Raw genomic sequence first — 21,589 nt, 5'->3', positions numbered from 1 at the left:
GACCGCCCGTTCTGCCGGCGTTGCCCAAACGCCCGTCAGGGACCGCCTGTCCCTGGTCTGAATGTGAATTGGAGCGCTGGAGTGGCACATAACGTCGCGGTCGATATGGGCGGCACATTCACGGACTTGATCGCCACCGATGGCGACACCGGGTTGCAGGTCGCGAAGTCGCTCACGACGCCCGCCTCGCCGTCGCAGGGCATCTTCGACGCGCTGGCGAAAGCCGAAATCGATCCGGCGGCCATCGAGTATTTCGTGCACGGCACCACCGTCGGCACCAACATGCTCATCGAGCGCCGCGGGCCGCGCATCGGGCTCATCACCACCCAGGGCTTTCGCGACGTGCTGCGCATCCAGCGCATCGTGCGCCCGGAGTCGTTCGACCTGCACTGGCGCAAGCCGCGGCACCTAGTGGACCGCGCGCTCAGCCTGGAGGTGCGCGAGCGCATCGGCGCGCACGGCGAGGTCGTGCAGGAGATGGTGGAAGAGGACGTGGTAGCCGCGGTGGAGCGCTTGCGCGCCGAGGAAGTCAAGGCCATCGCCGTCAGCTATCTGTTCTCGTTTCTCAACCCCGCGCACGAGCGCCGCACGCGGGAAATCGTGCAGGAGCTTTATCCCGAGGCTTACGTCTCGATCAGCTCGGACGTGTTCCCCCAGTGGCGTGAGTTCGAGCGCACGAGCACGACGGTGATCGATGCCTACCTCAAACCGCGCATCGACGAATACCTCACGTCGCTCGAAGACGAGCTGGACCGCCAAGGCGCGCGTGGCTTGCTGATCATGCGCAGCAACGGCGGCGTCATGGCGACGGCCACCGCCAAGGCCGAGCCCGTCACCATGATCCAAAGCGGCCCTGCCGGCGGCGTGATCGGCAGCCTGCAACTGGGGCAGGACCTGGGGCTCGATCCGCTGATGACCGCCGACATCGGGGGCACCAGCTTCGACGCCTGTCTGGTGGCCGGCGGGCGGGCCGCGCAAACCACGACCACCGAGCTCGAGTTCGGCATCCCCATCGCCACGCCCATGCTCGACATCCGCTCCATCGGAGCCGGTGGCGGCAGCATTGCGTGGCTGGATGCAGCCGGGCTGCTCAAGGTTGGCCCGCAGAGCGCGGGCGCCGATCCCGGCCCGGCGAGCTATGGCCGCGGCGGCACCGAGCCGACCTCAACCGACGCCAACGTGGTGCTGGGTCGGCTAGACCCCGCGTTCAAGCTCGGCGGCGACGTGCAGCTGGTGCCCGAGGCCGCCCGGACGGCGGTCGAGCGCATCGGCTCGGAACTGGGGTTCTCGGCGGAGCGCGCCGCGGCGGGCATCCTCGAAATCATGAATAGCAACATGGCCGAAACGATGCGCCTGCTCACCATCGACCAGGGCATTGACCCCCGCGAGTTCGCCCTTGTGGCCTTCGGCGGCGCGGGCCCGCTGCACGGCGCCTACCTGGCCGATCATCTGGGCATGCAGCGTGTCGTGGTGCCGCCGTTCCCCGGTGCGTTCAGCGCCCTGGGCGCGCTGATGGCCGACACCAGGTTCGACTACATGCAGACGCGCATCACCTACTCCGACAACATCGATGTCGAGACCGTGCAGAGCGATTTCGACGATCTCGAGCAGCGCGCTCGCGACGACTTCGCGCGCGAGGGCTTCGGCGATCCGCCGGACATGCAGCGCAGCCTGGACCTGCGTTACTACGGTCAGAACTGGGAGCTCGAGGTCCCGGTTGCCGGCGGAACCATCGCCGCCGAGGACATCGCCGCCGCGCGCGCGGCCTTCGACGCCGAGCACGATCGCCAGTTCGGCTGGAGCTTCCCGGAGTCGGCGTTCGAAATCGTCAACATGCGCCTGACGGCCATCGCCCGGCGGCGGGAGGTGCTGCTACCGGATGTCCCACCGGGCCCCATGCCGGCTCCGGTCAAGGTGGGCGAGGTCTACTTCACCGAAACGGACGGCCTGCTGTCCACGCCCTTCTATCACCGCGACGACCTGCGCGCCGGCAACACCTTCCAGGGTCCGGCGATGATCGTGGAAGACGACGCCACGGCGATCGTTCCACCCGACTGGTCGGCGCGCGTCGAGCCGCGTGGCAGCATCATTCTGGAGGTGGAGTGAGATGGTGCAGGACACATCCGCCAAGCGCAGCGTCGCCGACCTGAATATCGACGACCCGGTCCAGCTCGAAGTCACGCGCAACTACCTGATCGGCACCTGCGAGGAGATGGGCGCGGCCATGTTGCGCACCTCCTACTCGACGATGTTCAACGAGGCGCGTGACTTCTCCTGCGTCGTGTTCGACGCCGCCGGCCAGATGATCGCCCAGGGCGACTTTTGCCCGGCGCACATTGGCGCCATCGTGCACACCGTCGAGTGGGCCATCAAAGAGGTCGGCCCTGAAAACATGCATCCCGGCGACGTGATCCTCCACAACGACCCCTATCGCGGCGGCTGCCACATGCCGGAGTTCATGACGCTGAAGCCGTGCTTCTACAAAGATGAGGTCGTGGCCTACGCGGCCAACATCGCCCACATGACGGACATCGGCGGCATGGTGCCGGCAGCTTTTGGCGATACGCGCAACATCTTCCAGGAGGGACTGCGGCTGCCGCCGATCAAGATCTACAAGAACGACGAGCCGGTGGAAGACATTTTCGCCATCATCACGTCCAACGTGCGCACGCCGAAGGTGTCGCGCGGCGACCTGATGGCGATGGTGGGCTCGACCTACCTGGCCGAACGCCGCATTATAGACCTCATCGACCGCCTCGGCATCGACCGCTTCAACCTGCTGTCGGAGCAGATCAAGGACGTGTCCGAGGTCATGATGCGGCAGGCGATCGCGCGCATGCCCGACGGTGCCTATGCGGCGGAAGGGATCATCGAAGACGACGGCGTGCTGCCCGACACGTCCTACCGGTTCGCCGCCGAGGTCAACGTGCGCGGGGACGAGATCGTGGTCGACTACACAGGGTCCGATCCCCAGTCGGCCGGCGCGATCAACCAGTCGTTCGGCACGACCGCATCCGCGACCTACGCCACGATCTTCCACATGATTCCCGACGACATCCCGTGGAACCACGGCGCCTACCGGCCCATCGCCATCGTGGCGCCGCCGGGAACGGTGGTGAACGTCAACTACCCCGGGTCGTGCGTGGGCGGCAACTCGGACACCTATCCCAACACCATGGACGTGCTGTTCGCCGCCTTTTCGCAGATGAGCGACCGCAGCCAGGCCTGCGACGGCGGCACCAGCGGCTTGCTCGGCATCTACGGCACCAACACCGATACCGGCGAGCCGTTCGTGCTGCTGCACATCGAGGGCATGGGCTGCGGCGGACGCATCGACGCCGACGGCAACGACGCGATGGTGACGAAGAACGGCAACTGCCTGAACTCGCCCTGCGAGGTGATCGAGGTCCGCTATCCGGTGCGCATCGAGGAGTACAGCGTCATTCCCGAGAGCACCGGGCCGGGCGCCCACCGCGGAGGCTTTGGCGTGCGGCGCATCTGGCGCTGCCTGGCGCCTATCACCATCAGTGCCCACGTGAATCGCACCTGGTTCAGGCCGTGGGGCCTCAAGGGCGGCGATCCCGCGGGCAACGCGGCGCTGCTGTTCAAGACTGCGGGCAGCGACCAGTGGCTTTCGGCCAAGGACCTGTATGACCGCATATCGGCGGGCAAATTTTCAAACGTCGAGCTCGAAGAAGGTGACCTGATCATGCTCTGCACGCCCGGTGGCGGCGGCTACGGCGCCCCCCATGAGCGGCACCCGGAGCTGGTGCGCCAGGACATCGCCGACGAGCTGATCGACGCCCAAGCCGCGGAGCAGACCTACGGCGTCGTGCTGGATGACGCGGGCGCGATCGATCGGGACGCCACCCGCCTGAAGCGAGAGGAGATGGCGCATGCCGCAACGTGAAGTCGACGAAATGCCGCGCTGCCAGAGCTGCGGCATCTTGATTCCGGTGCAGGAAATGGTGAAGGAGCACGAAGGCAAGCCCGTCATCGTCTGCAGCGACAAGTGCTTCCGCATCTATCGGACCTACTGGTATCCGCGCTACGGGCAGAAGGCAGCCGCCCAGGGCGGCGGGGACGGCTAGCACGCGGGTCATGATCCTCGGCTCCGCGGACATCGGACATCCCGTCCCTGTAGAGGCGCCCCTCGTGGTCGCCCGCTCCGCCGAAAACCAGGGCAGCCGAAACGGCTGCTCCTCCACCGAGTCGCTTCCTGTAGGGGCGCCCCTTGTGGGCGCCCGCCCGGCCGGTGACCCGGGCAGCCACAAGGGCTACCCCTACAGCGATCGTGGGCGCGCTCGCGCTACGACTGGAGAATCCCCTCTCCCCACCGTGGGAGAGGGATAGGGTGAGGGGGAATACATGACGGCAATCTCGGGCGTCGTCCCCATCGTCCCAACGCCGTTCGTTCCCGGCGATGAATCGGTCGACACGACCGCCCTTCGCGGGCTGGTCGACTTCGCCGTGGAGGCCGAGGCCGCCTCCATCTGCCTGCCGGCCTATGGCAGCGAGTTCTACAAGCTCACCGAGCCCGAGCGGCTCGAGGTCGTCGAGGTCGCCGTGGACCAGGCCGGCGGCCGCCTGCCGGTGATGGCGCAGTGCAATCACGGCTCGGCCCAGGGCGCGGCGCAGCTCGCCCGCCAGAACGCCGACATCGGAGCCGAGGTCATCTCCTTCGCGCTCCCGCGCCAGTTTCCGCTGACCGACGGCGATCAGTTCGACTACGCGCGCGCCGTCTGCGACGCGGTCTCTGCGCCGGTGCTGATCCAGGACTGGAACCCGAGCGGCAGCTCCGTCGGCGCCCAATTCTGCGCCCAGCTGGCCGACGTCTGCCCGAACTTCCGCTACATCAAGCTCGAAGAGCCGCGCATGGGCCCGAAGGTGCGCGCCATCATCGAGGCCACCGGCGGACGCGTGGAGGTGTTCGAGGGCTGGGGCGGGCTCTACATGCTTGAGCTCGTGCCGACCGGCATCGTTGGCATCATGCCCGGCCTCGCGCTCACCGACCGCCTGGCGCCCGCGTGGCGGCTCGCCGTCGACGGCCAGGCGGCGGAGGCGCTGGCGGCGTTCGAGCCGCTCGTGCCGTGGCTGGCCTTCGGCCTCTCCGACATGGAGTTCTTCAACGCCCTCGAAAAGCGCCTGCTCGTCGCCCGCGGCCTGCTGGAGCACGCCACCCTGCGCAACCCCACCGTCACCATTGACGCCGACTCCCTGGCCTATGCGGACTTTCTGATCGGGCAGCTACTAGAGTCCGCCTAGCCATCCGCCGTCTGGTCATTGCCGGCTGCGGACGATCCGCTAGCCCAGGCGTTCGAGCACCACCGCAACGTGCGGGTAGGTCGGCACGGGCTCCCGCCCATCCCACCAGCGGAAGTCGCTGATCTCGAGGCCAGTTTCGACTGCGCCCTCCGCCTCGATGAGGAACACCAGGTGATGGTTGGTGCCGCTGTCCCACGAGAACATGTAGTCCGTTCGGGTTGCGCTGAGGCCCGTTTCTTCGTGCAACTCCCGGACGGCGGCCGCCTCGGGCCGCTCGCCGGGCTCGATGCCGCCTCCGGGCAACATGAACATCCCAGCCTTGTCGCTCACGAGCAGCACTCGGTCATCACGGACCACGACCGCCGTGGCCCGTGGGCGGAGACCGACACGAATCCGTTCGCCCTGAGCTTGTCGAAGGGCGTCTTCCGAGCGCGTCTTGGGGGCGTGGTTCGACAGGCTCACCACGAACGGAGCCAATTCGCCAGCGTCGACAATATTGTGACCAAGCCTTGCGGGCACCAGGGCTAGTCCGAAGTTTCGCCTGGACGCTGCGCGGGCACAAGGCCGCGACGACTAGGTACCCTCCGCCGCAGCCTTGACTTCCGCGTCGTCGGCGAGGTCGGCGAGCTCCGGTAGCTTTTGGGCGCGCTGCCAGACGGATCCCGAAGGATCTCGCTTGGCCGCCTCGCGCAGGCAGTCCATCACTTCGCGGCGATCCTTGGCGTCCGCCCACACGCACGCGGCCAGAAATATATAGGTGAGATAGGGCGCTTTACCCCGGGCCGCCTCCCGGAATAGCCGTGCCGCGCGCTCGTATCGCTTGGCGGAATAGAGTCTTGCAGCGGCGTTGTGACAGAGGACCACGTACTGATTCGGGCCGCCAGGAGCAACCGTGCGGGTGGCCGGAAACTCGGCCAAACGCGCAATTACCCGGTCGGCCGCGGCGTCGAACTCCTCGCCGCGACCAGCCCGCGTGAGCACGGACATGCGTGTCAAGTCCCCTTCCACCCGAACCATTTCGGCCATATCCCATTCCGGAAAGCGATCGGCCAGCGCGACGACCCGGTCGGCGGCCGCGAGTGCGTGGTCGATCCGCTCGTCATGCTCGAGCACCACCACTTCGGTTCGATTGAGATGAAACCACGACTCGCGTGTGCGCTCGTCGACGGGAACGGTGGCGCGAAGCTCATACACGATGCCCAGCCACTCATCGAGCTTCCCGCTGCCCCACCACGCCAGGGCCTGCGTGCCGTCGTACATGACCCGAAGCCAGCGGTGCGGTTCGAGTCGTTCCTTCGCCCAGGCGTAGTCGTCGCGCTGGGCTTCCACCGTCTCCTCGAAGCGGCGCATCAGCGCGAGGTTGTCGGTGCGCTCCCAGCGCGCCCACTCCTCGTCGTCGGTTTCCAGGTCCTGCTCCAGATACTCGGTGAGCAGGTCGACGGTTTCGGCTCGCTTGCGCAGACGGCTGAAGATCCTGACCGCGGCTCGGACGTTCTCGGTCGCGAGGCGACGGTCAGGCGGCAGGCGCTCGAACGCGGCCAACCCGTCGGCCAGCAGCGAGTGATCGGCCGTCGCGGCGTCCGCCGCCGCCTGCCGCTCGTATTCGGCGACGCAACGCTGCAACTCCGAGGTCATGCGGCGTCCTTGGGGTTCGTCCCGATTCGGCCACGGTAGCAGTGGGACCTCGTCACCCCGGATCGACGTGCTCGGATCGATTCCGGAGGGCGCCCACGAGGGGGCGCCCCTACAGGGAATTGGTGCACGTGGGGACAGCCACAAGGGCTGCCCCCATCGCGGTTGCAGGTGGGGCCTAGGTGCCCGGGTCGATTGCGCGCACCTCGTCGGACCAATCGCGCCAGATGTCGCCGCCCGCATCGGTCATCGCCATCTCGTCGGAGAGGGCCTCGGGCGACTTCATGTATCCATAGATCGTGGCCTGGCGGATCACGTCGTTGGACGTGTTCTGGCCGGGAACGTGCAGGATCTTGTGGTGCCACAGCACCACTGAACCGGTCGGGCCATAGGTGTCGACCGCCTGGGTGTCGGCCTTCACGGCCTCAACGATGGGATCGGCCAAGCGTGCGTGGCCACCCACCTTGCGCGCGTTGTGGCGCCGTCCAACGTGTGTTTCACCGGCGTGAAACGTCTTCCAGTGGTGCTCCCAAATTCGCGTATGGCTGCCCGGCCACACGGTGAAACCGCCGGACGCGGGCGGCAGGTCGTCGATGTAGGCCGCGAAGTTGAGCCGGAAGCGGCCATAGGACGAGCCATCGGAGTGCGCGCCGCGCCAGTTGGGCCCCGGGTCCGGGCTGTTGGGCAGCGTGCAGTAGAGGCCGCGCGTGCCCTGCCCGGTGAGGAGCTCGATTCCCTGCTGCGGCAGCCGCAGGGTTTGCGTCTTGAACGTAGGCAGGCTGGGCCAGGTCTCCAGGTCCTGGCCGTACAACACTTCCATCGCCTCGTCGCTCATCAGGCAGGGACCAGTGGTGGACCCAGACTCGTCTCGCCCGGCCGGCCACACGACAGTGCCCTTGCCGAGGAGTTGCTCGGCCACGGTCCAGAGCGCGCGGGGGCCGAGGTCGAGCATGAATTCCTTGGTGCCGTTGCGCACGTAATAGCGCGTGTTACCGCCGCCGAAATAGGGCTGCCCGCCGTGATAGGCGACCGGGAAGTTGGTCTTTTCCTCGTCGGTGATCGGCGTCCACGTGGAGGGGTCGTCGCGCTTCATGCGGGGGAGATAGGTGCCGATCGCCTCCCACATGTCGTCCCGCGCGCGGCGGCACAACTCGGCATCGAGCGCCCCCGGCAGCACGAGGAATCCGTCGCGCTTGAACTGCGCGATCTGACTCTCGGTCAGCGCCGGTACCTGCGGCACGGTCGGGACGGCCGTGACTTTCCGTTCGGGGACGGGCTCTACCTGCGGCACGCTCGGGGTAATGCTCACCATGGGATCCCTACCTTGATCGCGATACGACCGGGGCCTATGCCGAATTATGGCGCACCTGCCGTCTTCCCATGGGAATATTCGGCCGCTTTGCTTTCCACAGGCGGAATGAATGCCCGCTGCCAGCGGATGGCCGCGAGAATCCGCGATCGGGCTGCCGCGGGACGTGGACTAAATTCCCGCCTCCGGAAACCCTTGCAGAGTCCGGTAGGGGCGGGTCTCAGACCCGCCCGACGCCAAGCATTCGGCGCGCGCCCCGGGTTCATTGAAGGTGGATTCCCGCTCCCCGCCTGCGCGGGGACAGGCTCCGCGGAAATGACGGATCCCGAGGCCCCCCCTATTCGGCTGAGTCGCCTCCCATGTCCCCGCCGTCCGCCGACGCCCCTTGCCGCGCGCCGAGCTCACGATCGAGGATCAGCAGGCCCGCGCCGTCCCCACCCGCGATCTTGAGCTGGCTCAGGAGGGTGCGCAGGGTGTCCTCTTCCTCGATTTGCTCGTTGACGAACCAGTCCATCAGCGACTTGGCCTGGTAGTCGCCGCACTCGACCGACCTGGCATAGAGCGCGTTGACGGCGCGGGTGTTGCCCTGCTCGTATGCCAGCGCAGCCGCTACGGCGGCCGGCGGCCCGTCGTAGCCCGTCTTGGGCTTCAGCAGCGCCGCCAGCGTGATCGGGACGTCGCGAGCGGCCAGGTGGTTGAAGATGCGCATGCCGTGGTCCCATTCCTCCGCGCTCTGCGCTCGCATCCAGCCGGCGAAGCCGTCGAGGTCCAGGGACTCGAAGTAGGCCGCCATCCCCAGGTAGATGTAGGAGGCGTTGAATTCGTGGGTGATCTGCGCGTTGAGCGCATCGGCCAAGTCGTCGTTCATGGGCATTCGGGTGGGGCTCCTGAGAATCCGATCGGTATTACTCGATTCTATGCAACGGAGGCCGCCGAGCCGCGAAAGCCCGGGCATCGTGCGGCGCGGCGGGAAGTAGGCTGGAGGTCCGGCGAGCCATTGGCGGCTGTCAGGCAGTCGCGCACCACGCGTACACGGGAGGTCTCCATCGCTCCAGTCGAGGACGTGATCCTCAGCGCCTTTCGGCACGGCGTGGAATAGCCCGGCCGATGCACGCCGTGACTCTGCCCATCGCCGTCGGATGGTCCTACGTCAAGGTCAGCCTGGCGCGTCGCATCGGGTTCTTCATGAGTCTGGCGATCACCCTGCTCACCACCTGGATTCTCGTGGGGCTATGGGCCGCGATCCGCCAGAATTCAGTCGAGGCGCAAGCCGAATTCACCGCCGTCGAGCTGGCGACCTACATCGTGGTTGCGCAGGTCGTGAGCCTGGCGCGGATGAGCCACGCCAATCGGCAGTTCTTCTACCAGGCCCTGCGCCACGTCCATACGGGCGAGATCGCCATGGACCTGGTGCGTCCCATCGACAACCAGGTCTTGCGCTACTCGCAATGGCTGGGCGTATTCGCGGTGGATGCGCTGATGGTGGCCGTCCCGACCTGGCTGATCTTCCGTCTCACCGGCATCGTCGGCGATCCGCATTCCGGCGTGCAGGCGGGGCTGTTTGCCGTGAGCGTGGCGCTGGGCTGGCTGGTGGCGGCGGGCTTCCACTATTTGCTAGCCGCCCTGACACTGGTGATTACCCAGACGCCAGGCGTCAACCTGCTGCGCGTGGCGCTGCAGGAGGTGCTGGGAGGCGGCTTCATCCCGCTGGCGCTGATGCCGGGCTGGCTGGCAACGGCGGCGGTGATCTTTCCGTTTCACGCGATGGTGTCCTCGCCGACGCTGATCTACATCGGTCATCTGCAAGGCCTTGACGCGCTGGCGGCCCTGGGCATTCAGGCGGCCTGGGGCCTTGGCCTGATCGTGAGCGGTCGCTTGCTCTGGACGCAGCTCGTACGGCGCGTGCTGGTCCAGGGAGGCTGACGATGCGCTGGGCCTGGATCTATGTCGAGGGTCTGCGGCTGACGCTCAAGCGGCTGGCGCAATACCGCGTGGACGCGCTCTCGATGATTCTGGGCGATCTGGGATACCGGGTCATACGGCTGCTGGTGGTCGGTTTGCTATTCGCGGTCACGCCGCAATTGGGGCAGTGGGGGCCGTGGGAGATCACCCTCATGTGGGCCACGGCCATGCTGGCCGAGAGCGTCGGGAACCTGCTCTTCGTCTTTCCGACGGTGATTGACCGCTATTTCCACGAAGGAGATCTCGACTACGTCCGAGTCCGACCGGCCCCGATCGTGCTGTGGGCCAATACGGTGGCGACCCAGCCGCGCTATGTCAGCTTGGTCGTTGTGATGCTCAGCGTGGCGATCGTGTCGGCGGCGAACACAGGAATTCTGGGAAGCGCCGGGCAGATGGGGCTGCTGGCAATCGCCCTTTTGAGCACCGGATTGGTGTTCATCGGCATGCGGCTGATGCTCTTCTGCCTGGCGGCCTGGTTCACGCGGTCGCGCGTGCTATCGCACGGGATTGCCGCCTTCACCGATCACTCGCGCTACCCCATCGACGTCATGGACCAACCACTCCGAGGCGTGTTGACGGCCATTCCGCTGGCGTTCACGGTGTTCTATCCCGCCGCGTTCGCCCTGCGGCCGGACGAGTACTTGATGCCGGGCATCCTGGGGCTGCCCGTGGCGGCAATCATGATGGCCGGGGGTCTGGTGATGCTCCGATTCGCCTTCCGCAAATATCAGTCGGTCGGCACCCCGGAGATGTGGGGAGCTTCCTAGAAGGTCCGCGGCGGCAGCGGATGTCGCTAGTCGCAGGAGGACAGCCGGGGCGCCAGGATTCCAGCGTTCGCGGTTGAGTTCCCAGCTTCAGGGGAGCCCCTGACGCTCATCGCGGTGGGGAGTAGGCTGAATATTGGGGCGCCGCGTCAGCGGCAGCCAGGAATCCAACCACCGCAAGCGGAAGCGAGGTTCCCATCGCGGCAATCGAGGCCAATGGCCTGACCAAGACCTATCGCGTCGAACGGCGGCGTCCCGGACGCCTCGGGTGGCTGCGGTCGTTCGTCGCGCCGCAGTACCGCGAGATTCGCGGCGTCGACGACGTGTCGTTCGACGTGGCCGAGGGCGAGATCGTCGGCTTGCTGGGACCAAATGGCGCCGGCAAATCGACGACGGTCAAGATCCTGGCGGGCGTGCTCTACCCCACATCCGGCGACGCCCGGATCCTGGGACTCGACCCCTTCAAGCAACGCATCGACAACGCGCGCAACATCGGCGTGCTGTTCGGCCAACGGTCGCACCTGCTGTGGGACCTGCCGCCCATCGACGCCTATGCGCTGCTGCGGAAGGTCTACGGCTTGAGCCAGGCGGACTACGAGGCGCGGCTGCGGGAGCTGTCCGAGCTGCTGGGGCTCGATGAGCTGATGCGCCAGTCAGTGCGAACGCTGAGCCTCGGCCAGCGCATGCGCTGCGAGTTGGCGGCGGCGTTCCTGCACCGTCCACAGGTGGTCTATCTGGACGAGCCGACGATTGGCCTTGACATCGAGGGCAAGCACGCGATCCGCGAGTTCATCCGCTCCATCAGCCAGGAGCACCAAACCGCGATCATCCTCACCACCCACGACCTCACCGACATCCAGGAGCTGTGCGAGCGCGTGCTGGTGCTCAACGAGGGCGCGCTCATCTATGACGGATCGCTGGAGCACCTGCTGAACCGCCACGCCTCGACGCGTTCGATCCAGGCCGAGTTGGCCGATGGATCGGCGCATGCCACGCGCGCCAGGCTGGCCGAGCGCTGGCCGGGAGCCGCCATCGTGGTCGACGGCACGCGCCTGCGGGTGTCGGGCATTGGCGCCGCCGAAGACATCGTGAGCGCCGTGAGCCTCATCATGGAGACTTCTCGGCTGCGGAGCATCACGGTGCTCGATCCGCCGATCGAGGACGTGATCCTCAGCGTCTATCAGCACGGCGTGGACTAGCCCGGCCTCGTGCGGGAACTCGTCAAGCTCACCGCCGTCGCCTGGTCGTACGTGAAGGTCAGCCTGGCGCTTCGGTTCGGGTTCTTCATGAGTCTGGGCATCACCCTGCTCAATACGTGGATTCTGGTGAATCTCTGGGACGCGATCCGGCAGAACTCGCCCGAGGCCCAAGCGGAGTTCACCGCGGCGGAGCTGGCCACCTACATCGCCGTCGCGCAGGTCGTGAGCCTGGCCCGCATGAGCCATGCCAACCGGCAGCTCTTCTACAAGGCCATGGGCAGCGTGGATTCCGGCGAGATTGCGATGGACCTCGTCCGGCCCATCGACAACCAGGTCTTGCGCTACTCCCAGTGGCTGGGCGTGTTTGCCGTCGACACGCTGATGGTGGCACTGCCGACGTGGCTCGTCTTCCGTCTCACCGGCGTCATCGGCGACCCGGACTCAGGGGTGCAGGCGGTGCTGTTTGCCCTGAGCGTGGCGCTGGGGTGGCTGGTGGCCGCCGGCTTTCACTACCTGATGGCCGCGTTGACGATCGTCGTCACCCGGTCACCTGGTATCCACATGTTTCGGGTGGCCGTGCAGGAGCTGCTGAGCGGCGGGCTTGTTCCCCTTTCGTTGCTCCCGGCATGGCTGGGCACCCTCGCGCTAGTGTTTCCATTCCACGCGATGGTGTCCTCGCCAACCTTGATCTACCTCGGACGGCTGGAGGGCCTCGATGCGCTTGCGGCCCTCGGTGTTCAAGCAGCCTGGGGCGTTGGAATGATCGTGGCGGGGCGATTCCTTTGGATGCGGCTGGTGCGTCGCGTGCTGGTCCAGGGCGGCTGACCGTGCGCTGGGCCTGGATCTACGTTGAAGGCTTTCGGCTCATGCCCAAGGTGCTCGCACAGTACCGCGCGGACACCATCGCCACCGTCATCGGCGACCTGTTGTATCGAGCCGTTCGACTGGCGTTCATCGGCGTGATCTTTGCCGTGACTCCCCAGCTTGGCCAATGGACGGCGTGGGAAGTCATGCTGATGTGGAGCATGGCGATGCTGGCCGACGCAATCGGGAACTTCCTCTTCGCGTTCCCGAACAAGGTGGACTCCTACTTCTACTCAGGCCAGTTCGACTATGCCCGGGTGCGCCCCGTGCCGATCGTGCTTTGGGCAAACCTCGATGCCTCGCACCCGCGCTACTCGATGGTCGTCATCACCTTCGTCGCCACCACGGCCGTGTCGGCCGTGAACAGCGGAGTCTTCGAAAGTCTGGGGCAGACTGGCCTGTTGCTGCTGGCACTGCTGTGCACCGTATTCGTGCTGACCGGCATGCGGCTCATCATGTTCCTGTCGTGCGCGTGGTTCACGCGCTCGCGACAGTTCTTTCACGGCATCGCGTCGTTCATGGACCACTCGCGGTACCCCATCGACATCATGGGTCAGCCGCTGCGGGGCGTCCTGACGGCCATTCCGATCGCGTTCACCGTGTTCTATCCGGTGGCGTTTGCGTTGCGGCCGGACGAGTACCTGATGCCCGGCGTGTTGGGTCTCCCGGTGGGATTGGCCATGATGGCCGGCGGGCTGGTGACCCTTCGCTTCGCCCTGCGCAAATACCAGTCGGTTGGCACGCCGGAAGTCTGGGGAGCCTCCTAGGACTTCGTCACCACAGGCACAGCGCGGGCGCGAATCCCGGACAGTCAACGCCCAGCTTGCACCCACAGCGAGTGGATATCTGCTCCGGGATGTTGCGCTCGGCGTGCGGGGGAACGTCGAGCGTCCGTGCCCACGCCAGGGCCGCGGTGAGCCCCCGTAGATTTTGTGCAAAGTCCGGGTCGGTGTAGTTGGTCAGCTCCACGTCCACGGCGTGAATGCCCTGATTCGCGAGGTAGTCGGTGGCTTGGCCGCTGAGGGGATAGACCGTCCACTCCGTGAGATAGAGGTACTGCGCAGCTAAGGCAATCACGCGCGCAAGCTCAGCCGAGCCGCCGTCGTCGCCATGGCCGGCCACGACCAGGGCGCCAAGACTGTGATAGAAGATCGCCGCCACGAACGGCCGGTCAACCAGGTAGCGCGCGAGGGCGCGGGTCTCCGGCTCCGAGAATGGGCGCGCGCCGCCCCCTCCGACAACCAGCCCGGAGGGGCCGTAGCTGTCGGGCTGCCAGTTGGAGTCCCAGTTGCGATTGAGGTCGACGCCGTTCGCGTTTTCGCGCGTGCCCGCCACGGCGCCGTCGGGGTTGAGATCGGGAATCAGCGCCAGGCCAACGCCATCGGGAATCAGGTCGAGATTGGCCCGGAAGTGGTCGAGCAGCAGCTCGACGAGGTCGGTGGTGTTCGCCTCGTTGCCCTGGTGGATGCCGCCAATGACGGCGACCCAGCGCGGTCCGCCGCCGAGTTCCACGACTTGGATCGCGCGCCCTTCCACCGACCGGGTCAGATCCAGGGACTTGCCCACCGATTCGTGCGCCTCGTCGGTCGAGGTCGGCGGAGCGGTTGGCTCCGGCGGCGGCTCCTTGACTGGCGGCGGCGTGGCGTTCGCCGCCGCGGCGAGCCCGGGTGGCGCGGGAGGCTCGCCCGGCGCGGCCAGGATCACCGGGACGCCGCTGATCGCCAGCAGGCCGGCCGTGAGCAGGATCGCGACTCCAGCCCGGAGGACGCGCCACCCCGGCCGCCTGGCGCCCATCAGGTCGGGAGTCCGAACGCCGTCACCACAGGACGCCGATGGATGGCAGTCCCAAGAACCTCGGTTGTCGTTCTCATCGTCACGTCAACGCTCCAGCGCTGGAGGCGGCCCACAGTGGCGACGACCGCGCACCAACTCCGTCTACCCCCGGCCGCCGGCGTCAGCAATGCTCGGTGGTCGGGGCGGCGAGATTCGAACTCGCGACCTCATCGTCCCAAACGATGCGCGCTGCCAGGCTGCGCCACGCCCCGCATAGTCGTCCGTCCATCCTAGAAGGGCGCGCGGCCGCTTGGCTAGCGTTCGACGGCGGGGGAGTGCGCTGATTCGGCATCTGGACCCGACATCGTGTGACGTCGCAATGGGGCATGATGCCGGCCTGTCCGGTTCGCCCGGCGAAGGCCGAAGGGTGGATTCCCGCCTCCGCGGGAATGACGGACTCTCAGCGACCGACCGCAGACGGCGGCTAGCCGGCCGGCGCGTCCGGATCCTCGGGCGGGTCGGGCGCCCGCGTCACGCCCCAGCGCGCGGCATCTTCCGGGTTCTCGTCGAACCACTCGTTGTACTGCGTCGGAAACCTGGCCTTGGCGACGTCGATACCGACGACGTAACGGTTGGGCCACGGCACGAAACTCGACCGGAAGGTCGATCGGGTTTCGCTGCCGTCGGGCCAGGTGATCACGCGCGAGAACGCCGCCAGCACGCCGCGCTTGGACCATTCCACTTGCTCCTCGAACTCCGGCTCTTCGGTCGGATCCAAGATGCCCTCGTCCGGCGGGGGGTCTTCCCAATCTTTCAATTCGTGGTCCACGATTTCGACCCGTCGACCGTCGTTGACGCCCCACACTTCGAACGTCAGGGCGCCGAGCTGTTCGTCGGCGAAGGCGCGCAGCATGATTGGATGCTCGGTGTCGTTGCGGAACTTGAAGTCGAGGCCGGGGCTGAAGATCGTGGCGTCGATCCCGATCGGCGCCGGGCCCATCTCGTAGTAGCGCACGCGATACAGGTGCGGCCATCGCTCCTCGATTCGAAGTCCGGCGTTGAGGACGGCGCGAAAGAGTGTCGTGGACACCTGGCAGATGCCGCCCCCGATGCCCTGCTCGGTCTTGTCGGCGAGGATCACGCTACCTTCAACCCAGCCATTCCGAAGCTCGAATGGCCCAATGCTCTCGAGGAACGAGAACGTCTCACCCGCCGGGACGACCAGACCGTCGAGCTTTCGGGCGCCAACGGAGATGTTGTGCAGGCGGTAGTCGGGCGACCCCTTATAGATCGAATCGCCGATGGCCAGCAGGTCCCGAATGCCCAATGGATTCTCGGCGAAGTCGGCGCCCGTGTTGAGCAGCGTCAGCGGGATTTCGATCACGCGCTCGTCGGGCGAGGCCACCGCCCGCGCCATCGCCTCCTCGAGCGCGGCGCGATCCACGATCTGCCCCGGATTGCCCACTTGGAAGGCCAGCACGCGATTGCGGGCCTCGTCGTACTCGAACACCGTGGGGTGCGGCTCGGCGGCGAGGGTGTCGTCGATGAGCGTGAAGAGGTCATTAAAGCGCGTGAAGTCCAGGGTTGGTGTCAAGGTGCTGCCGTTCGCCTGGACGTCGATGGCGGCCCGCAGCTCCTGGGGAGTGATGGTCCACCCGCGCCCCTTGTGCATCAGCCACAGCGGGGCGCTGGTCATGCGCGTGATCGCGTCGAGCGCCGCGCGCGCGTGGTCCGTGGTATAGGCCGGGACATCCTCTCGAAAGGCCAGCGCGATCACGCGGCCCGGCGGCGTCGGTTGGGTGAGATCGCCAACGGCCCGCACCGCCGCCTCGATGTCGACCACGCGGCCGGTCTGGCCGGGCCGCACGGCAGCCACGTCGGCTCCCGCCAGGTTCACGCTGGCGTCCACGGCCGGCTGATCGAAGCCCTGGGCAATGCCGGACACGTAAGCACGCAGCGCATCCGAATCGAATGTTGCGGCGACCAGGTCGCGACTGACGGACACCGGCGGCTCGGAGATCCGACGCGTGATGCCGCCTCCGCCCTGCGCGGCCAGCACGCCGCGCAGCGCGCCCCGGTAGTCCACCGTGAGGCCGACGTCGGCGGCGGATGGACGCCACGTCCGGCCGCCGAGCTCGAAGCTCACGGGGTTCGCCAGATAAGAGGCCCAGTAGGCCTCCAGCCGCGCCACGGCTTCCTCGGGGGAAAGCCCGCCCACGTCAACGCCATCAATGTGGGTGCCGGCCGGCAACAGCCCGTCGTCGCCGCGCAAGAGGGCCGCGACCAGAGCGACCGGAGCGGCTGCCGCGAATCCGACGACTCCCAGACCAGCCAGGAGCAGCGCGCGCCGCGACGGCGATTGGTCGGAAGCGTCGGCCGTCATGGTCTTCCGCCTCGGAACGACGCGCGTCTGTTGGTTGCAGCCATACCGAGAATCAAGATTGCCCGATCATATCAGCGGCCTTCAGTGAGGGAACCGACATGCGCCGGGCCGTGGCCGCGCCGTACGCGCGATATGCTCCGCGAATGGCAGCGCGTCGCGGCAGGGTTTCCAGGCGGCGGTCGGGCCCGCCGGTGCGCAGCTGGCGCGAGTCAAAGGCCGCGCGGCGTGCCCGCACCGCGGAGATCATCCGCCGCCTCCGCGATCTCTACCCGGAGGCCGCAGCCGAGCTGACCTACACCGACCCCTTCCAGCTGCTGATCGCCGTGATCCTCTCGGCGCAGACCACCGACGTGGCGGTGAACAAGGTGACGCCCACGCTGTTTGCCCGCTACCCGACGGCGGAGGCGCTGGCGTCGGCGCCGCAGGCAGACGTGGAAGACATCGTGCACCCCACCGGGTTCTACCGGCAGAAGGCGAGGTCTATCCGGGCCACCGCCGCCCATCTGGTCGAGGAGTTCGACGGCCAGGTGCCCACGAGCATGGACTCGCTCCTCAAGCTGCGGGGCGTGGCCCGCAAGACCGCCAACGTGGTGCTGGGCGAGGCGTTCGGCATCCCGAGCGGGGTGGTGGTGGACACCCACGTGGCCCGGCTGTCGCAGCGGCTGGGGTTCACGAAGCACGACGACCCGGTGCGAATCGAACGCGACCTGATGGACCTCATCGAGCGCGACGACTGGATCTTCGCGGGGATCGGGGTGATCTTTCACGGGCGCCGCGTGTGCGAGGCGCGGCAGCCGCAGTGCGAGGCGTGCACGCTCAACGACATCTGCCCCAGCGCCACCACGCCGAACCGGCCGTCGCGGTCGCCCTACGGAGGCACGGCAGCCAGGGACCGCCGCGCCACGTAAACTCAGGGCCATAGCCGTACAGCACGGAAAGACTTGGCATGTTTGACGCGATTCATCATGTGGCCTACGTCGTCCCGGACCTCGACCGGGCGCTCGAGCTTTTCCGCGACACGCTGGGCATGGAACCCGAGCAAATCTGGGCATCCGAGGAGGAAGGCAACCGATACGCCGCGCTGCGAGTCGGCGACTCGGGCGCGTTCCTGGAGTTGATCTGCCCCACCGATCCGGCGCGCAGCAAGTTCGCCGCCCACCTCGACGAGCACGGCGCCAGCGTGCACCACGTGGCCTTCCGCGACGACGCCATGGACGCCACGCTCGCGACCCTCGAGGCCGCTTTTGGCATCGGCGGCACGGCGCCGATCGTCAGCTCGTCGGGCTGGCGGATCAGTTTCCTCGACACCCACGCCACACAAGACATGGGATTGCAGCTTGTCGACGGGAGGCACGACGGTGAGTAACGCAAACGCACACGCCAACGGCGCGCCGGCGGCGGGGCCGGTGCCGGCCGCGCGCCAGCGGGGGAGCGGACCCGCAATCTGGCTGGCGGGCGATCCGGAGGACCTGAAGGTCTGGCTGCCCCGCGGCGGCTACGGCATCGTGACCAACACGGTGGTACTCAACGAAATGGTCCAGAAGTACGGACCGCTTACTGAGCTGGTGAAGCGCTACCTCGACGTCACCGACAAGCAGGTGGTGGTGGAGGTAGACGGGCACACCACCCAGGAGCTGCTCGACGTGTCGCACGTGTTCACGCGCATGTCCGACCGCATCGTCATCAAGATTCCCTGCGCCGTGCACGGACTCGAGGCGTTCAGCGTGCTCAAGGCCGAGGGCGTGGAGACCTTCTGCACCACGTGCTTCTCCTTGGGCCAGGCGGCAGCGGTCGCCCAGGCCGGCGCGACGCACATCCTGCCGTTCTGCGAGCCAGTGAAGCAGGTTGGCGGCGACCCGACCAAGCTGGTGCGCGAGTGCGTGGCGATGTTTAGCGGCTGGGAGCAACGGCCGTACATCACGGCGGCGCTGGTGCGCTCGGTCGACACCGCCTACGCCGCGCTGCGCGACGGGGCCGACGGCATCATCATCTTCTGGAACGTCTTCGCCGAGCTGATGGAGCATCCGCTCACCGACCAATGGAACGACATGTTCATGGACGAGTGGGTGCAGATGCACGAGGCGGGGTACCTGGAGGGTGTGCCAGTCTCGCTCGGCGAGGGCGCGCACGCCTAGGCCGCTTTCGGTGGGCAATGCGACGCTGCGGGTGCGGCGCGCCGGCCCGCGCGTCGTGGCGCCGGACGACGTGCCCGTGTGGCCGTTCGATCTGGCGCCCGCGCGCCATTTGACGGTTGCGGACGGTCTGCTGGAACCCGGAGCGTCCTACCGGCCGCACGCGCACCGCACCATCGAGCAGCTCACCTACGTGCTGGCCGGGCGAGTGCGGATCACGTCGTTCGACGAGGACGTGGGCCAGGCGCAAAGCGTCGAGTTGGAGGCCGGGGAGTGCGTCGCTTCCCTGCCGCAGGAGACCATCGAGTTCGCCTGCGTGGGCGAGTCCCCGGCACGGGTGCTGTTTGTGACGTCGCCTCCGTATCCCGCCGACCATTCGGACACGATCGTGCTGCGGGAGCACCAGTCGCTTGCGGACGAAGGCTGAGGGCGCGACACGCGCACGGTCGGAGACGGCGGTCGGCGCATGAGGGCCGCCGCCATTGTCGCCGCGGCGGTGCTCGTGGCGGGCTGCGGCGCAGCGCCAGCCGAGACGGCGCCGCCAACGCCTCCGGTTGCCGCGGCAGCCACCGCCGCTGCCGCACCATCGCCAACACCGATCATGCGGGTCGCTGCGGTACCCACCGCCGCTGCCTCACCATCGCCGACCGTCCCCTCAACGCTGCCACCGACTCTCGCGCCCACCGCGACCGCGACTCCTAGCCCGTCGCCAACCACCCCCGAGCCCATCGCAACAGCCACCCCGACTCCCGAGCCGACACCGGCAGCCACGCCAACCGCAACACCCTTGCCCACCACCACGCCCTCGCAGACGCCTACCGCAACGCAATCGCCGGCGCCCGCCCTCGGACCCGAAATCCAGGCGGTGGCATCCATCGGCGCCTGCGAGATCTACCTGGAAGTGGCGGATGATCCGGAGGAGCGCGCCGTGGGCCTCATGGGGCGTGAGTCCCTGGGGCGCGACCGCGCCATGCTGTTCACCTATGCGAATGAGCAGATCCTCAGCTTCTGGATGAAGGGCACGCTCATCCCGCTCGACATCATCTTTATCAACGACGGTTCGGTCGTCGTCGACGTGCAGACCATGCGTCCGGAGCGCGAGACCGCGCCAAACCTGCCGATCACGCGGTCGGCGGCGCCGGCCCGCTACGCCATCGAGGTCAACGCAGGCGTCGCCGCGGAGTGCGGCATCGAGCCGGGAGTATTCGCCGAGATTCGCAGCCCTGCCTAGGGCCTCGCGTCCTGGGCCCAAGGGCAGCCACCAGGGCTGCCCCTACACGGACTAGATTCGTGGCGGGGCGGCTAAATCACTCCACAGATGCGCAGCAGCGTCTCGTGCACGGCCAGGTCATGCACCGCGGTGTATGCCGGCGCACGGTCGCCCCGAATCCATGCGGCCAGGTCCTCGATATCGCCGTCGTACCTTGGGCGCATGGGGATTGCCGGCTCACTCCAGCCCGCCGGAAAGTCTTCGTGAGCTTCGCTCAGGAACAGGCGTACGCCCGGCGGCTCGATCGGCTCGATCAGCACCGAGCCGCGCTCGCCGATCACCTGGAAGCGCCGGTGGTGCATGGGCTCGTTGCCGGTGACCCACGTCTGCAGCAGCGCCATCGCGCCAGGATATTCCAGCACCGCCGTGCAGTTGTCCTCGAACGGCTCGCCCTGGCCGCGCGCGTCGCGCCGGTGGCTGGCCCAGACGCCGGCGGGCTTGCCCAGGAACAGCATGGCCGCATCGAGCACGTGGCATCCCAGCAGGTAGAACAGCGCGCCGGCATGCGCGCCGTCCTTGGACCGGATGTCGGCGTAGCTGGCGATGTTGGTCGGGATGTCGACGTTGATGCGGGTGACGTTGCCCAGCCAGCCCTCGTGCATGGCGCGCAGGGCCAACTCGATCGCGGGGTTGTAGCGGAACTGATAGCCCATTTGGACGTGCAGGTTGCGCCCGGCCGCGAAGTCGAGCACCGCCCGCAGGTCGGCCAGCGACGGTGACGGCGCCTTGTCGATGTGGATGTGCTTGCCATGCTCCAGCGCCCGCCGCGCCCAGCGCAGGTTATGGCGTGGGAGGGTCTCGATGAACACGACCCGAATGGACTCGTCGTGCAGCACGTCGACCTCTGATAGCGCCGTCACGTCCCCGAAGCGGTCCACGGCCTGCTGCCGTCCCCACTCCGAGGCATCCGGCTCGAATGCGCCGACGAGCTCCATGTCATTGGAGCGGCGGATGGCCTGCACCTTGCCCCACGCATGGTCGTGTCCGATGCCAATCAGTGCCGCCCGCAGTTTGCCGCTCTGGTCCGCCATTCCGC

The 21,589-nt window shown here is 67.3% G+C and carries 20 protein-coding genes, 1 tRNA gene and 1 pseudogene; 14 read left to right on the top strand and 8 right to left on the bottom strand.

Going from position 1 to position 21,589, the window contains the following annotated elements; translation table 11 throughout:
* Window positions 1–81 precede the first annotated feature (81 nt).
* The 4 genes from OXG79_05595 (at window position 82) to OXG79_05580 (ending at window position 5,265) form a co-directional block, all read left to right on the top strand.
* Complete coding sequence (locus tag OXG79_05595) at window positions 82–2,106, top strand: hydantoinase/oxoprolinase family protein (GenBank protein MCY3783241.1); 2,025 nt, start codon at window positions 82–84, stop codon at window positions 2,104–2,106.
* 1 nt (window position 2,107) lies between these two features.
* Window positions 2,108–3,910: a hydantoinase B/oxoprolinase family protein gene (locus OXG79_05590; protein ID MCY3783240.1), complete on the top strand. Its 1,803-nt coding sequence runs from the start codon at window positions 2,108–2,110 to the stop codon at window positions 3,908–3,910.
* Window positions 3,897–4,091 (top strand): hypothetical protein, encoded by a 195-nt coding sequence (locus OXG79_05585; GenBank protein ID MCY3783239.1) that lies wholly within the window; start codon window positions 3,897–3,899, stop codon window positions 4,089–4,091. The genes OXG79_05590 and OXG79_05585 overlap by 14 nt, the downstream gene beginning before the upstream one ends.
* Window positions 4,092–4,368: 277 nt before the next feature.
* Window positions 4,369–5,265: a dihydrodipicolinate synthase family protein gene (locus OXG79_05580; GenBank protein MCY3783238.1), complete on the top strand. Its 897-nt coding sequence runs from the start codon at window positions 4,369–4,371 to the stop codon at window positions 5,263–5,265.
* A 39-nt stretch (window positions 5,266–5,304) separates the two neighbouring features.
* On the opposite strand, the pseudogene OXG79_05575 reads toward OXG79_05580, so the two are convergent.
* The 4 genes and pseudogenes from OXG79_05575 to OXG79_05560 all read right to left on the bottom strand — a co-directional run bounded on the left by OXG79_05575 (window position 5,305) and on the right by OXG79_05560 (window position 9,080).
* Window positions 5,305–5,646 (bottom strand): annotated as a pseudogene (locus tag OXG79_05575) (NUDIX domain-containing protein).
* Between the two features lie 192 nt (window positions 5,647–5,838).
* Entirely contained in the window at window positions 5,839–6,900 is a 1,062-nt protein-coding gene (locus OXG79_05570; GenBank protein ID MCY3783237.1) for a hypothetical protein, read from the bottom strand.
* Window positions 6,901–7,075: 175 nt separating this feature from the next.
* Window positions 7,076–8,209, bottom strand: coding sequence for a phytanoyl-CoA dioxygenase family protein (locus OXG79_05565; GenBank protein ID MCY3783236.1), 1,134 nt, complete (start codon window positions 8,207–8,209; stop codon window positions 7,076–7,078).
* A gap of 334 nt (window positions 8,210–8,543) precedes the next feature.
* Complete coding sequence (locus OXG79_05560) at window positions 8,544–9,080, bottom strand: ferritin (protein ID MCY3783235.1); 537 nt, start codon at window positions 9,078–9,080, stop codon at window positions 8,544–8,546.
* A 233-nt stretch (window positions 9,081–9,313) separates the two neighbouring features.
* Between OXG79_05560 and OXG79_05555 the strand changes: the two genes are divergently transcribed.
* The 5 genes from OXG79_05555 to OXG79_05535 all read left to right on the top strand — a co-directional run bounded on the left by OXG79_05555 (window position 9,314) and on the right by OXG79_05535 (window position 13,762).
* The gene (locus OXG79_05555; protein MCY3783234.1) at window positions 9,314–10,129 is read left to right on the top strand and encodes an ABC-2 family transporter protein; all 816 of its coding nucleotides are present in this window, start codon (window positions 9,314–9,316) and stop codon (window positions 10,127–10,129) included.
* 2 nt (window positions 10,130–10,131) lie between these two features.
* Window positions 10,132–10,935, top strand: a complete 804-nt coding sequence (locus tag OXG79_05550; GenBank protein MCY3783233.1) for an ABC-2 family transporter protein — start codon at window positions 10,132–10,134, stop codon at window positions 10,933–10,935.
* Window positions 10,936–11,255: 320 nt separating this feature from the next.
* Window positions 11,256–12,131, top strand: a complete 876-nt coding sequence (locus OXG79_05545; protein ID MCY3783232.1) for an ATP-binding cassette domain-containing protein — start codon at window positions 11,256–11,258, stop codon at window positions 12,129–12,131.
* A 9-nt stretch (window positions 12,132–12,140) separates the two neighbouring features.
* Window positions 12,141–12,956 (top strand): ABC-2 family transporter protein, encoded by an 816-nt coding sequence (locus tag OXG79_05540; GenBank protein ID MCY3783231.1) that lies wholly within the window; start codon window positions 12,141–12,143, stop codon window positions 12,954–12,956.
* A gap of 2 nt (window positions 12,957–12,958) precedes the next feature.
* Entirely contained in the window at window positions 12,959–13,762 is an 804-nt protein-coding gene (locus OXG79_05535; GenBank protein ID MCY3783230.1) for an ABC-2 family transporter protein, read from the top strand.
* A gap of 7 nt (window positions 13,763–13,769) precedes the next feature.
* Here the strand turns inward: OXG79_05535 and OXG79_05530 are convergent, their stop codons facing one another.
* The 3 genes from OXG79_05530 to OXG79_05520 all read right to left on the bottom strand — a co-directional run bounded on the left by OXG79_05530 (window position 13,770) and on the right by OXG79_05520 (window position 17,151).
* Window positions 13,770–14,789, bottom strand: coding sequence for a M14 family metallopeptidase (locus OXG79_05530; GenBank protein ID MCY3783229.1), 1,020 nt, complete (start codon window positions 14,787–14,789; stop codon window positions 13,770–13,772).
* Between the two features lie 174 nt (window positions 14,790–14,963).
* Window positions 14,964–15,040 (bottom strand) — tRNA-Pro (locus OXG79_05525).
* Window positions 15,041–15,252: 212 nt separating this feature from the next.
* Complete coding sequence (locus OXG79_05520; GenBank protein MCY3783228.1) at window positions 15,253–17,151, bottom strand: VanW family protein; 1,899 nt, start codon at window positions 17,149–17,151, stop codon at window positions 15,253–15,255.
* A 191-nt stretch (window positions 17,152–17,342) separates the two neighbouring features.
* Between OXG79_05520 and nth the strand changes: the two genes are divergently transcribed.
* From nth to OXG79_05495, 5 genes are all read left to right on the top strand, one after another.
* On the top strand, window positions 17,343–18,059 hold the full coding sequence (gene nth / locus OXG79_05515) for an endonuclease III (GenBank protein MCY3783227.1): 717 nt from the start codon (window positions 17,343–17,345) through the stop codon (window positions 18,057–18,059).
* Between the two features lie 38 nt (window positions 18,060–18,097).
* A complete protein-coding gene (locus OXG79_05510; protein MCY3783226.1) occupies window positions 18,098–18,517 on the top strand; it encodes a VOC family protein in 420 nt (139 codons plus the stop codon).
* Entirely contained in the window at window positions 18,510–19,286 is a 777-nt protein-coding gene (locus tag OXG79_05505) for a hypothetical protein (protein ID MCY3783225.1), read from the top strand. The genes OXG79_05510 and OXG79_05505 overlap by 8 nt, the downstream gene beginning before the upstream one ends.
* 10 nt (window positions 19,287–19,296) lie before the next feature.
* On the top strand, window positions 19,297–19,710 hold the full coding sequence (locus OXG79_05500; protein MCY3783224.1) for a cupin domain-containing protein: 414 nt from the start codon (window positions 19,297–19,299) through the stop codon (window positions 19,708–19,710).
* A 438-nt stretch (window positions 19,711–20,148) separates the two neighbouring features.
* Window positions 20,149–20,514, top strand: coding sequence for a DUF192 domain-containing protein (locus OXG79_05495; protein ID MCY3783223.1), 366 nt, complete (start codon window positions 20,149–20,151; stop codon window positions 20,512–20,514).
* 71 nt (window positions 20,515–20,585) lie between these two features.
* Here OXG79_05495 and OXG79_05490 read toward each other — a convergent pair whose 3' ends face one another.
* Window positions 20,586–21,584, bottom strand: a complete 999-nt coding sequence (locus OXG79_05490) for a Gfo/Idh/MocA family oxidoreductase (protein MCY3783222.1) — start codon at window positions 21,582–21,584, stop codon at window positions 20,586–20,588.
* Window positions 21,585–21,589 lie beyond the last annotated feature (5 nt).

It is taken from the genome of Chloroflexota bacterium, from assembly GCA_026706485.1.
In the GTDB taxonomy this organism is placed as follows: Bacteria; Chloroflexota; UBA11872; order UBA11872; family UBA11872; genus JAJECS01.
The sequence above is the reverse complement of the archived record's forward strand: the minus strand, read 5'-3'. Positions and strand labels throughout refer to the sequence as shown.

What these genes read in the sequence shown, in the direction of transcription:
- OXG79_05590 (MCY3783240.1), top strand. Translation starts at nt 2,108, where the DNA reads ATGGTGCAGGACACATCCGCCAAGCGCAGCGTCGCCGACCTGAATATC.
- OXG79_05585 (MCY3783239.1), top strand. Translation starts at nt 3,897, where the DNA reads ATGCCGCAACGTGAAGTCGACGAAATGCCGCGCTGCCAGAGCTGCGGC.
- OXG79_05580 (MCY3783238.1), top strand. Translation starts at nt 4,369, where the DNA reads ATGACGGCAATCTCGGGCGTCGTCCCCATCGTCCCAACGCCGTTCGTT.
- OXG79_05570 (MCY3783237.1), bottom strand. Translation starts at nt 6,900, where the DNA reads ATGACCTCGGAGTTGCAGCGTTGCGTCGCCGAATACGAGCGGCAGGCG.
- OXG79_05565 (MCY3783236.1), bottom strand. Translation starts at nt 8,209, where the DNA reads ATGGTGAGCATTACCCCGAGCGTGCCGCAGGTAGAGCCCGTCCCCGAA.
- OXG79_05560 (MCY3783235.1), bottom strand. Translation starts at nt 9,080, where the DNA reads ATGCCCATGAACGACGACTTGGCCGATGCGCTCAACGCGCAGATCACC.
- OXG79_05555 (MCY3783234.1), top strand. Translation starts at nt 9,314, where the DNA reads ATGCACGCCGTGACTCTGCCCATCGCCGTCGGATGGTCCTACGTCAAG.
- OXG79_05550 (MCY3783233.1), top strand. Translation starts at nt 10,132, where the DNA reads ATGCGCTGGGCCTGGATCTATGTCGAGGGTCTGCGGCTGACGCTCAAG.
- OXG79_05530 (MCY3783229.1), bottom strand. Translation starts at nt 14,789, where the DNA reads ATGGGCGCCAGGCGGCCGGGGTGGCGCGTCCTCCGGGCTGGAGTCGCG.
- OXG79_05520 (MCY3783228.1), bottom strand. Translation starts at nt 17,151, where the DNA reads ATGACGGCCGACGCTTCCGACCAATCGCCGTCGCGGCGCGCGCTGCTC.
- OXG79_05510 (MCY3783226.1), top strand. Translation starts at nt 18,098, where the DNA reads ATGTTTGACGCGATTCATCATGTGGCCTACGTCGTCCCGGACCTCGAC.
- OXG79_05490 (MCY3783222.1), bottom strand. Translation starts at nt 21,584, where the DNA reads ATGGCGGACCAGAGCGGCAAACTGCGGGCGGCACTGATTGGCATCGGA.